The sequence below is a fragment of the Stenotrophomonas sp. STEN018 genome, from assembly GCF_056760235.1.
In genome coordinates this window covers 1-10452 of the sequence record NZ_JBRREK010000088.1, presented here as the reverse complement: position 1 = coordinate 10452, position 10452 = coordinate 1, and the positions used below count along the sequence as shown (strand labels likewise).

Annotated in this window: 11 protein-coding genes; 8 read left to right on the top strand and 3 right to left on the bottom strand. The window is 64.8% G+C overall.

Annotated elements, in window-relative coordinates; all coding sequences use genetic code 11:
- Positions 1–70 precede the first annotated feature (70 nt).
- Positions 71–538: a peptide-methionine (R)-S-oxide reductase MsrB gene (msrB, locus tag ACVOMB_RS19870; protein WP_481514438.1), complete on the bottom strand. Its 468-nt coding sequence runs from the start codon at positions 536–538 to the stop codon at positions 71–73.
- A gap of 123 nt (positions 539–661) precedes the next feature.
- Between msrB and ACVOMB_RS19865 the strand changes: the two genes are divergently transcribed.
- Positions 662–1057 (top strand): classical arabinogalactan protein 4, encoded by a 396-nt coding sequence (locus ACVOMB_RS19865; RefSeq protein WP_481532771.1) that lies wholly within the window; start codon positions 662–664, stop codon positions 1055–1057.
- 123 nt (positions 1058–1180) lie between these two features.
- Here ACVOMB_RS19865 and ACVOMB_RS19860 read toward each other — a convergent pair whose 3' ends face one another.
- On the bottom strand, positions 1181–1657 hold the full coding sequence (locus tag ACVOMB_RS19860; RefSeq protein ID WP_481532770.1) for a winged helix-turn-helix transcriptional regulator: 477 nt from the start codon (positions 1655–1657) through the stop codon (positions 1181–1183).
- A gap of 150 nt (positions 1658–1807) precedes the next feature.
- Between ACVOMB_RS19860 and ACVOMB_RS19855 the strand changes: the two genes are divergently transcribed.
- A complete protein-coding gene (locus ACVOMB_RS19855) occupies positions 1808–3073 on the top strand; it encodes a D-amino acid dehydrogenase (RefSeq protein WP_481532769.1) in 1266 nt (421 codons plus the stop codon).
- On the top strand, positions 3073–4149 hold the full coding sequence (gene alr / locus ACVOMB_RS19850; RefSeq protein WP_481532768.1) for an alanine racemase: 1077 nt from the start codon (positions 3073–3075) through the stop codon (positions 4147–4149). The genes ACVOMB_RS19855 and alr overlap by 1 nt, the downstream gene beginning before the upstream one ends.
- 207 nt (positions 4150–4356) lie before the next feature.
- On the opposite strand, the gene ACVOMB_RS19845 is transcribed toward alr, so the two are convergent.
- Positions 4357–4926, bottom strand: a complete 570-nt coding sequence (locus tag ACVOMB_RS19845; protein WP_481532767.1) for a DUF3016 domain-containing protein — start codon at positions 4924–4926, stop codon at positions 4357–4359.
- A gap of 186 nt (positions 4927–5112) precedes the next feature.
- Here ACVOMB_RS19845 and ACVOMB_RS19840 point away from each other — a divergent pair, with 186 nt between their 5' ends.
- From ACVOMB_RS19840 to ACVOMB_RS19820, 5 genes are all read left to right on the top strand, one after another.
- Positions 5113–7131, top strand: coding sequence for an ATP-binding response regulator (locus ACVOMB_RS19840; protein WP_481532766.1), 2019 nt, complete (start codon positions 5113–5115; stop codon positions 7129–7131).
- A 281-nt stretch (positions 7132–7412) separates the two neighbouring features.
- Positions 7413–7706 (top strand): DUF3247 family protein, encoded by a 294-nt coding sequence (locus tag ACVOMB_RS19835; RefSeq protein ID WP_481532765.1) that lies wholly within the window; start codon positions 7413–7415, stop codon positions 7704–7706.
- 94 nt (positions 7707–7800) lie between these two features.
- Positions 7801–8859 (top strand): class I SAM-dependent methyltransferase, encoded by a 1059-nt coding sequence (locus ACVOMB_RS19830; protein WP_481532764.1) that lies wholly within the window; start codon positions 7801–7803, stop codon positions 8857–8859.
- A complete protein-coding gene (locus ACVOMB_RS19825) occupies positions 8856–9563 on the top strand; it encodes a pseudouridine synthase (protein ID WP_481532763.1) in 708 nt (235 codons plus the stop codon). Before ACVOMB_RS19830 ends, ACVOMB_RS19825 begins: the two co-directional genes overlap by 4 nt.
- Positions 9563–10240 (top strand): HAD family hydrolase, encoded by a 678-nt coding sequence (locus ACVOMB_RS19820; RefSeq protein ID WP_481532762.1) that lies wholly within the window; start codon positions 9563–9565, stop codon positions 10238–10240. Before ACVOMB_RS19825 ends, ACVOMB_RS19820 begins: the two co-directional genes overlap by 1 nt.
- Positions 10241–10452 lie beyond the last annotated feature (212 nt).

Genomic DNA, 10452 nt, shown 5'->3' with positions numbered 1-10452 from the left:
ATGCTCGGCAGGGGCTCCACTAGTAGAGCCTCAGCCGAGCATGGCTCGGCACTACAGGTGGTGCGCTCGCCTACGCCGCGGGCTCTGCCTCGGCACCACCACGTTGCAGCGGGTCCGGGTACGGCTGGCCGTTCTCGACAAACCCCAGTGATACCGAATTCAAGCAATGCCGTTCAAAGGTCGGCGGCGGGCCATCCGGGAACACGTGGCCCAGATGACTGCCGCAACGTGCGCAGACGATCTCGGTGCGGATCATGCCGTGGCTGATGTCGCGGATCTCACGCACATGCGCCGGATCGAACGGGGCAAAGAAGCTCGGCCAGCCAGTGCCTGAATCGAACTTGGTGCTGGAGCGGAACAGCGGCAGCGCGCACAGGCGGCAGCAGTACACGCCGTCGCGCTTGTTATCCAGGAATACGCCACAGAACGGCGCCTCGGTGCCGTGATGCAGCAGCACGCGCTGTTCTTCGCTACTGAGCCCGGCGATCAGGGCATCACGTTCGGCGTTGCTGGGAGGGGTGAGATCGAAGGCGGTCATGGCGCGGCATCCGTGGGGCAGGTATCAATGGTAGGGGCGGGCCGGGGCCAGTCCAAGCGCGCATTCATGGCGGCGCAAGCTGGGTCGGCGCATGCTCGGCTGGTGGAAGAGCGGGAGATGCCGATGAAACGGATGACATTTCTGACGCTGGTAGTGCTGGTGATCGCGCCGTTGTTCGCACAAGCGCAATTGCAGCAGCCACCGTCACCCACCGCAACGCGCCCGGTGACGCTGCCACCGCCGTCGCGGCCGCCGGTAACGGTGCCATCGGACCAGCGACAGGAAGATGTGCGGCCGCCACAGCCGGTCACCAGACCCAAGCCGGCCCCGAAGGCAAAGCCGATCACCCAGCCAGCGCAGACCGTGCGGCCGATCTATGACAGCAAGGGCCAGCCGGCGCCGCAGATGCGCCAGACCAGCCCAGGCCGGGTATTGGATACCCGCACCAACCGGTACTACGACACAGTGCCCAGTGGACTGGGTCAGCAGGTAGTGCCGCCGCCGGCCGGCACACGCTGAACCTGTAGTGGGGGGGGGCGCGGGGGGGGGGCGGGCGCACACCCACAACCCAACCACCACACCCCCCCCCCCCCCACCCCCCCCCCCCCCCCCCGCCCCCCCCCCCCCCCCCCCCCCCCCCCACTACTCGATTGGCAGGCACAGGGTCTCTTTTACTTCTTCCATCACGATGTAGCTCTTGGATTCGCGTACGTGCGGCAGGGTCAACAAGGTGCTGCCCAGCAGCTTGCGATAGGAGGCCATTTCATTGATGCGCGCTTTCAGCAGGTAGTCGAAATCACCTGACATCAAATGGCATTCCAGCACGTTGGGCAGTTTCAGCGCGGCGCGGCGGAACTCCTCGAAGATGTCGCCGGATTTGTAGGCCAGGCTGATCTCCACGAACACCAGCAGGCTGGCTTTGACCGAGGCGGGGTCCAGCCGCGCGTAGTAGCCGGTGATCACGCCTTCACGCTCCAGCCGGCGCACGCGCTCGGTGCAGGGCGTGGTCGACAGGCCGACGCGCTCGCCCAGCTCGGTGAAGGAGATACGCCCCTCCTGCTGCAGGATGCGCAGGATCTTGCGGTCGATCTTGTCCAGTTCGCGGGTGCGGGTGGCCATGGCGGCTCTGCTTATGATGAACGAAACAGGAAATTACCCTGATCAGGCATATCAATACAGCTAAAAACACTGCTTGACCCTGAATATACTGCGCGGTTCCTAGCCCCTGCCGTCCCGTGCGCAGGGAATGATGTGGTCCGGAGAATGAAAATGCGCGTTCTGGTGCTTGGCAGCGGTGTGATCGGCACGACCAGTGCCTGGTATCTACGGCAGGCCGGCTTTGAGGTCACCGTGGTGGATCGGCAGCCGGCCCCTGCGCTGGAAACGAGCTTTGCCAACGCCGGCCAGCTGTCCTTCGGCTACACCTCGCCATGGGCGGCACCGGGCGTGCCGTTCAAGGCGGTCAAGTGGCTGTTCGAGGAACATGCGCCGCTGGCGATCCGCCCCACCGCCGACATCGCCCAGTACCGCTGGCTGTGGCAGATGCTGCGCAACTGCACCTCGGCCCGCTATGCGGTCAACAAGGCGCGCATGGTACGGGTGTCCGACTACAGCCGTGATTGCATCAACGAGCTGCGCGCCGCCACCGGCATCGACTACGAAGGCCGCCAGCTGGGCACCACCCAGTTGTTCCGCACCCAGCAGCAGCTGGATGCCGCCGCGCAGGACATCGAGGTGCTGCGCGAATACGGCGTGCCTTACGAAGTGCTGGACCGCCAGGGCATCGCCCGGGTTGAGCCGGCGCTGGCCGGCAAGACCGAGATGCTGGTCGGTGCGCTGCGCCTGCCCGAAGACCAGACCGGCGACTGCCAGTTGTTCACCACCAAGCTGGCGGCGCTGGCCGAAGCGGCCGGCGTCGAGTTCCGCTTCGACCAGGACATCGCTTCAATCCAGACCGATGGCGACTGCATCACTGGCGTACGCATCAACGGCAAGCTCGAGACCGCCGATCACTATGTGCTCGCGCTGGGCAGTTATTCGCCGCAGCTGCTGGCACCGCTGGGCATGCAGCTGCCGGTGTATCCGTTGAAGGGTTACTCGCTGACCCTGCCGATCACCAACGCAGCGATGGCGCCGAACTCGACCATCCTCGATGAGAGCTACAAGATCGCCATCACCCGCTTCGAAGACCGCATCCGCGTCGGCGGCATGGCCGAAGTGGCGGGCTTCGACCTGTCGCTGGAACCGCGCCGTCGCGCCACGCTGGAGAAGGTGGTCAAGGACCTGTATCCGGACGGCGGCGACCTGTCGCAGGCCAGCTTCTGGACCGGCCTGCGCCCGGCCACTCCGGACGGCACCCCGGTGATCGGTGCAACGCCTTATCGCAACCTGTTCCTCAATACCGGCCACGGCACCCTGGGTTGGACCATGGCTGCGGGCTCCGGCCGTTACCTGGCCGATCTGATGAGCGGCAAGAAGCCGCAGATCAGCACCGAAGGCCTGGATATTTTCCGCTACGGCAAGGGCCAGCACTGATGCGCCCGGCACAGGCACTGATCGACCTGGACGCCCTGCGTCACAACTACCGGCTGGCCCGCCAGCTCGGCGGTGGCAAGGCCTTGGCGATCATCAAGGCGGACGCCTACGGTCACGGTGCGGTGACTTGCGCACGCGCACTGCAGGACGAGGCCGATGGCTTCGGCGTGGCCTGCATCGAGGAAGCGCTGGAACTGCGTCAGGCCGGTATTCGTGGCCCGATCCTGCTGATGGAGGGCTTCTTCGACGCGGCCGAATTGCCGTTGATCGTCGAGCACGATTTCTGGGTGGTGGTGGCCACGGCATGGCAGCTGGAAGCGGTGGAGGCATTCAAGACCGATGCCACGCTGCGCATCTGGTTGAAGCTGGACAGCGGCATGCACCGTTTGGGTTTATCGCCGGAGGAGTTCCGCGACGCGCATGCACGCCTGACCGCACTGCCGCAGGTTGGCCCGCTGGTGCTGATGACCCATCTGGCACGTGCCGATGAGCTGGAAAGCAACCGTACCCGTGAACAGCTCGATGTTTTCGTACGTGCGACCGAAGGTTTGGCAGGTGAAACCAGCCTGTGCAATTCGCCGGCGCTGTTGGGCTGGCCGGATGTACGCAGTGACTGGGTACGTCCGGGCCTGATGCTGTACGGCGCCGATCCCTTGTATCCGCAGCCCAGCCCGCATGCCGCGCAGCTGCGCCCGGTGATGACGCTGCAATCGCGGGTGATCGCGGTGCGCGAACTCGCCGTTGGCGAGCCGCTGGGTTATGGCGCCCGTTTCGTTGCTGAGAAGCCGACGCGCGTGGGTGTGGTGGCGATGGGCTATGCCGATGGCTATCCGCAGTTCGCACCCAATGGCACGCCGGTGTTGATCGATGGCGTACCGGGGCGACTGATTGGTCGTGTATCGATGGATATGCTGACCGTGGACCTGACCGATCACCCACAGGCCGCGCGTGGCAGCATCGTGCAGTTGTGGGGCAATGCACCGACCATCTCGGAGCTGGCGCCGCGCTGCAATACCAGCGCCTATCGCTTGCCGTGCAGCCTCAAGCGCACGCCGCGGGTGTATTTGTCGGAATAACAGCGGGTTGTAGGAGCGGCGTAAGCCGCGAAGCTGATGATCAATCCGGTTGCAGGAACATCCGTGATTTCATTGTTGTCTGCTTCGCGGCTGATGCCGCTCCTACAAAAGAGCACCGATAGAGCCTCTGCCGAGCATGGCTCGGCACCACAGGTGAAACAAAAAGGGCCGCATCGCGGCCCTTTTTTCCAACCTATCAATTACGAATTACAGCCCGGCAGTACTGCGATCGCTCTGCAGTTCGCGGCGTACCCAATCATTGAGCAGGCGCTTTTCGTAACGCAGCGGGTCGGTGTTGTTGGGCAGGCTGCTGTTGAGCAGATAGCCGGTGTCGGACAGCTTGCGCTCGCCTTGGTCTATGACCTGGCCATTGGCGTCGGTCAGGGTGAACTGCAACGAGATACGCGGCGGATAGATGTCGCGCATGATGCGTACATCGTCCAGGCGCGGGCCATGCCACGGCTCGTAATCACCGGCGCGCTTGATGTCGGTGATGGTCACGTCCAGCTTCTGCCCTTCCGGCAACTGCTTGCTGGCCTGTTTGCGCAGGTATTCGGCCAGATCCTCCACCCAGTCGCCACGCTGGGCATCCCAGCGGTTGCGGCTGTAACGCAGCTCGGTGAACTGGGCCGGGTCAGTCCATTGCACCTGCACCTGGCCTTCGGCGGGCAGGGCACGCGGGGCTTGCGGGTCGGAAACGGTGCGCGGCTTGGCGTCGGCGCCGCCAGCAGCCAGCAGGCAGGCCAGGACAAGTCCGGTAACGGTCAGTGTTTTCATGACGTGCTCCTGAGGACTTTGATGGTGGAAGTGTGCTACTGACAGCTTTACGCTGCAATGAACCCGGTGCCAGTTCGCAGTAGCGGATTGAGCGATGGTTCATCATCACAGGGCGTGGATGGTTTCTCGCCCAGACTGCCGGGCACATCTTCCCCCACTTTGCCGCGTCCTTTCGCCTTTCAGACAATGCCCGCCCCCAACCCGGACTCACCCCTGTCTTTGCTGTCTCTGGATGAAGAGGAACTGGAAAGCTCCAGCCTCTATCGGGAGGCGTTCAATGCGGTGGGCAGTGGTTTCTGTGTGATCGAGCTGGTGTTCGAACACGGCATCGCGGTGGATTTCATCTACCGCAAGGTCAATGCCGGATTCCAGAAGGTTACCGGGCTGAGCAATGTCATCGGCCGTCGTGCCAGTGAGGTAGTGCCGGCGATGGGGGTTGAATGGTTCCAGGCCTTTGGCCGGGTGGTCAGTGATGGCGGTATCAGCCAGTTCGAGCGTGAGGTGTCCGAGCCGGCGCGCTGGTATTCGGTGGAAGCAGTACGCATCGGCAAGCCCGATAAACACCAGGTTGCGGTGTTTCTGTTTGATATCTCCGCACGCAAGCGGATTGAAACCGAACTGGTCGAAAGCGAGGCGCGTTTCAGCGCACTTGCCGATGGCCTGCCGATGCCGGTCTGGGTGGTGGATGACAGCGGCCAGTTGCGCTTCGTCAATACGGCTTTCTTCACTTTTTTCGGTTTGCCCGCCGATCAGGATCTGGGGCCGGACCCATGGCAGCGCTTCCTGCATCCGGATGAACGTGGGTCGTTCGAATACGAATTGCAGGCAGCGTTGAGCGGCCGCACCGAACTGCACGCCAATACCCGCGTGCGTCGCCACGATGGGCAATGGCGTTGGTTGGAGATGAACGCCGTGCCGCGTTTCTCTGCCGATGGCCGCTTTATCGGCTTGGCGGGTAACAGCCCGGATATCACCGAGCGCCGCGAGATTGAAATGGCGCGCGAAGACCTGCTCACCGCCGAGCGCGTAGCGCGCAACGCCGCCGAAGGCATGGCGCGGATGAAGGATGAATTCCTCGCTACCTTGTCGCATGAACTGCGCACACCGCTGACCACGGTACTGGGTTGGAGCGAGCTGTTGCTGCAGCGCATGGAAGCCGATCACCCGATGCGGCGCGGCATGGAAGTGATCGCCAGCAGTGCGATGACGCAGAAGAACCTGATGTCGGACATGCTTGACCTGAGCAGCATGTTGCTGGGCAAGGTGCAGCTGGAAGTGGAAGTGCTGGATCTGTCCGAGCAGCTGCGCGAAGCGGTGCGTGCGCAGGAGCTGGTGGCCGAAGGCAAGGCGCAGACGGTGCTGTTGGACCTGCCCGAGCTGCCGCAGCCAGTGCTGGGCGATGCCACCCGTCTGCAGCAGATTCTGGGCAACCTGTTGTCCAATGCGATCAAGTTCACTCCGGTGGAAGGGCGCATCGAGATCAGCCTGCAGCACGAAGCCGGCTATCTGGTGGTGCAGATCAAGGACGATGGTGACGGCATCGCGGCGGAATTCCTGGAGCATCTTTTCAGTCGTTTCAGCCAGGCCGACAGCACCACTACCCGTCGCCATGGTGGTCTGGGGCTGGGTCTGGCCATCGTCCAACAGCTGACCGAACTGCACGGCGGCAGGGTTTCCGCGGCCAGTGATGGGCCCGGGAAAGGCGCCACGTTCCGGGTTTGCCTGCCCGAGTTCCAAGCGCAGAAAGCGGCACGCCACCCGCGCCGGCGCGTACAACGCGGCCGCATCGGTGAGCAGGTGCTGGTGCCCAATGCCCTGCAGGGCCTGCGCGTGTTGGCGGTGGAAGACCAGGTCGACATGCTGGGCTATATACGTCGCCTGCTGGAAGAACAGGGCGCATCGGTGGTCACCGCCGGCACTGCCGCTGAGGCGCTGGAGCTGCTGGATCTACGCGGGCATACCGCGTTCGATGTGTTGATCAGCGATATCGGCATGCCGGGCATGGATGGCTACGGCCTGATCCATACCTTGCGCGAGACCTTGGGTGTTGGCGGTGAAGAGCTGCCGGCGGTGGCGGTGACCGCGTTGGCCCGCGCTGACGATCGGCGGCGCGCGTTCTCCTCTGGTTTCCAGGGGCATCTGGCCAAGCCATACAGCGTGGCGCAGCTGATTTCGGCGATCCGCGACGCGCGCTTGCCACGCTGAAATATTTGGTTCTTCTCCCAACTGAGGGGAAAAAATCCGACGCAAAGGGACCGGCAGCGGTTTGCGGATGACTCAAATGCTCTGTGGAGGACGCAGGAGATGTGGGAGCGGCGTGAGCCGCGAAGCTCAGGTTGCTGACGCCGCTGGCGTCTGCTTCATCTGAGGATGTCTCTGCTTCGCGGCTTATGGCCCGAGGCCACCAGCGCCGCTCCCACAAAACCTTTGCATGGGTTTCACGCAGAATCGCGTTACTGTGACGGCGTTCACCCGCGGACGCTGCCATGCCCCTGTACGCGCCCCATGTCTACTCCGACCCGATGCTGATCGCATCGCTGGAGGCGCTGCTCGGACAGTTGCCGGAGCAGGCCCGGGTAATGCTGGTCCTCAAGGACGGCAGTCGCGTGGCTGGCACGGTCACCGAGCAGCCGGCATTGCAGCACTTTGCCGACCACAACGAGGAGCCCGGGGTGAACGCGACGGTGCGTCTGGAAGACCTGCTGCGGGCCTGCCAGCAGCATGTGGTGTGGTTGGACAGCGTGTTGCAGGTGCTGCATTTGCCGGCCGCAGAGGCCTGAGGCATGCCATTCCGGGCGGCCCATTCAGCTGCGCGGAGCCGGTGACAGCGGCCGGCCCGGTAGAATGGCCGGCCCTGCTAGACGAATTACCGGCATGCCTGCTCCGCACGACGCTCCGTTGGAAACCCTGTTCCTCCCGTTCTCCAAGGCTGGCCTGCGCTGGCCGCAGGGGCCGGTCCTGTTCCTGCGCGCGCAGGACGGTTGGTCGCTGCGCGAGCATGCCGACGCCGCTCAGTTGGTCTGCTCGCAGAGCTTCCGCCCGTTCGCCGACGCCCTGCAGCGCAGCGGCTGGGAAGTGCGCGATGAGCAGGCGCTGGAGCAGTCCGACGAGCGTTATGCGCTGGTGCTCGTGCTGCCGCCGCGGCAGCGCGACGAAGCCCGCGCGCTGTTTGCGCAGGCGCTGAGCAAGTTGGCCCCGGGCGGCATCATCCTCGCCTGCCAGTCCAACAATGAAGGCGCCCGCTCCGGCGAAAGCGACCTGCAGCAGCTGGCAGGGCTGGGCGGCACGCTGACCAAGAACCACTGCCGCGCCTACTGGTCGGTACCAGCCGAGGGCAAGCACGACGAGGCGCTGCACAAGCGCTGGGCCGCGTTGGATGCCCCGCGCAAGATCGTCGACGGCCGCTTCCTGAGCCGCCCCGGCGTGTTCGCCTGGGACCGCATCGATCCGGCGTCGGCCCTGCTGGTGGAGCAGCTGCCGGCGGATCTGGCCGGCCGTGGCGCCGATCTGGGTGCTGGCTGGGGCTATCTGTCGTCCGAAGTGCTGGCGCGCTGCCCCAAGGTCACCGCGCTGGATCTGTACGAAGCCGAGGCGCGTGCGTTGGCGCTGGCCCGCCAGAACCTGGCCGACGTCGGTGAGCAGGTGAAGCTGGATTTCCGCTGGCAGGACGTCACCGCCGGCATTGATGGTCGCTATGACTTCATCGTCTCCAACCCGCCGTTCCACACCCCGGCGCGCGAAGACCGGCCCGACATCGGCCGTCGTTTCATCGCCGTGGCTGCGCAGTCGCTGCGTCCGGGCGGGCAGTTGTTCATGGTCGCCAACCGCCATCTGCCCTACGAGCAGATCCTGACCGAGAGCTTCGGCCAGGTGCGTGTTGCCGCCGAGCGCGATGGCTTCAAGGTCATCGTCGGCACCCGGGGCCGCGCATGAAGCTGGTCAAGCACATCGCCAACCTCGGTTATGGCAGCCGCAAGCAGGTGCAGCAGATGTTCCGCGAAGGCCGCGTCACCGATGCGCAGGGCGAGGTGCTGTATGCCGACGACAAGGTCGAGCACGACAACATCCGCATAGATGGTGAAGTACTGGACCCGCCGCCGGGCCTGATCCTGATGCTGCACAAGCCGGCCGGCTACACCTGTTCCACCAAGGACCATGGCCGTTTGATCTATGAGCTGCTGCCGGACCGTTTCCGCGACCGCGACCCGGTGCTGTCCAGCGTTGGTCGTCTCGATCGCGATACCTCGGGCATGTTGCTGATGACCGATGACGGCCAACTGCTGCACCGCATCGTGTCGCCCAAGTCGAAGCTGGACAAGGTCTACGAAGCGCAGCTGGCGGAAGATCTGAGCGGCACCGAGACCGCGCAGTTCGCCAGCGGCGCGCTGTTGCTGGAATCGGACGACAAGCCCTTGCTGCCGGCCGAACTCGAGGTGCAGGGCCCGCGCGCGGCGCGACTGACCCTGCACGAAGGCCGCTATCACCAGGTGCGGCGCATGTTCGCTGCGGTGGGCAACCACGTGCAGGCGCTGCACCGTTCGCGCATCGGCGGCCTGGGTCTGGGTGATCTGGCCGAAGGCCAATGGCGTCAGCTCGATGCTGCTGATCTGGCCGTGCTGTTTGGAGAGCAGGCCTGATGGAATTGTTGGTGCGCCCGCAGGCGCTGGTGTTCGACATGGACGGTCTGATGCTGGACAGCGAGCGTGCGCTGATGGGCTGCCTGGAGCAGACCGCGCAGGATCACGGCTATGCATTGCCGCGCCCGTTGCTGCTGTCCTTGATTGGGTCCTCGGACGCGACCACCCGGCAGAAGCTGGCCGATGTGCTGGGCATGCAGCGTACCGACGCGCTGCTGGCTGATTCCTATGCGCGCTATGCCGACATCGTTGATGCCGGCGTGCCGTTGCGGCCGGGCATCATCGAGTTGCTGGAGTTGTTGCGTGAGCACGACATCCCGCGCGCGGTGGCAACCGCCACCCGTTCTCCGCTGGCCCAGCGCAAGCTGGAGGCGGCGGGTTTGCTGCAGTATTTCCAGTTCGTCGCCACCAGCAGTGATGTGGCCCATTCCAAGCCGGCGCCAGACATCTATCTGCATGCTGCACGCGGATTGGGTATTGCTCCAGCGCATTGCCTGGCCTTGGAAGATTCCCCAACCGGTGTACGCGCCGCCTTGGCTGCCGGCATGACCACCATCCAGATTCCGGACCTGCTGGAACCGGACGAAGAAGTGCGCGGCTACGGTCACCACATCACCGCCTCGCTGCACGACGTACGCAAGCTGCTGCAGCAATGGCTGCCGGTAAACGCGGTCTAGGCCTTGCCGTAGTGCCGAGCCATGCTCGGCAGGGGCTCTACCGGGAAATCCAACAGGTAGTGCCGAGCCATGCTCGGCAGAGGCTTCACCAGGAATGCAGCAGCCAGACGCTTTACCTGTAGTGGGGGGGGGGGGGGGGGGGGGGGGGGGGGGGGGGGGGGGGGGGGGGCGGGGGGGGGGGGGGGGGGGGGGGGGGGGGGGGGGGGGGGGGG

Excerpts from the sequence above, each read along its gene's own strand:
- msrB (WP_481514438.1), bottom strand. The coding sequence starts at position 538 with ATGACCGCCTTCGATCTCACCCCTCCCAGCAACGCCGAACGTGATGCC.
- ACVOMB_RS19865 (WP_481532771.1), top strand. The coding sequence starts at position 662 with ATGAAACGGATGACATTTCTGACGCTGGTAGTGCTGGTGATCGCGCCG.
- ACVOMB_RS19860 (WP_481532770.1), bottom strand. The coding sequence starts at position 1,657 with ATGGCCACCCGCACCCGCGAACTGGACAAGATCGACCGCAAGATCCTG.
- ACVOMB_RS19855 (WP_481532769.1), top strand. The coding sequence starts at position 1,808 with ATGCGCGTTCTGGTGCTTGGCAGCGGTGTGATCGGCACGACCAGTGCC.
- alr (WP_481532768.1), top strand. The coding sequence starts at position 3,073 with ATGCGCCCGGCACAGGCACTGATCGACCTGGACGCCCTGCGTCACAAC.
- ACVOMB_RS19845 (WP_481532767.1), bottom strand. The coding sequence starts at position 4,926 with ATGAAAACACTGACCGTTACCGGACTTGTCCTGGCCTGCCTGCTGGCT.
- ACVOMB_RS19840 (WP_481532766.1), top strand. The coding sequence starts at position 5,113 with ATGCCCGCCCCCAACCCGGACTCACCCCTGTCTTTGCTGTCTCTGGAT.
- ACVOMB_RS19835 (WP_481532765.1), top strand. The coding sequence starts at position 7,413 with ATGCCCCTGTACGCGCCCCATGTCTACTCCGACCCGATGCTGATCGCA.
- ACVOMB_RS19830 (WP_481532764.1), top strand. The coding sequence starts at position 7,801 with ATGCCTGCTCCGCACGACGCTCCGTTGGAAACCCTGTTCCTCCCGTTC.
- ACVOMB_RS19825 (WP_481532763.1), top strand. The coding sequence starts at position 8,856 with ATGAAGCTGGTCAAGCACATCGCCAACCTCGGTTATGGCAGCCGCAAG.
- ACVOMB_RS19820 (WP_481532762.1), top strand. The coding sequence starts at position 9,563 with ATGGAATTGTTGGTGCGCCCGCAGGCGCTGGTGTTCGACATGGACGGT.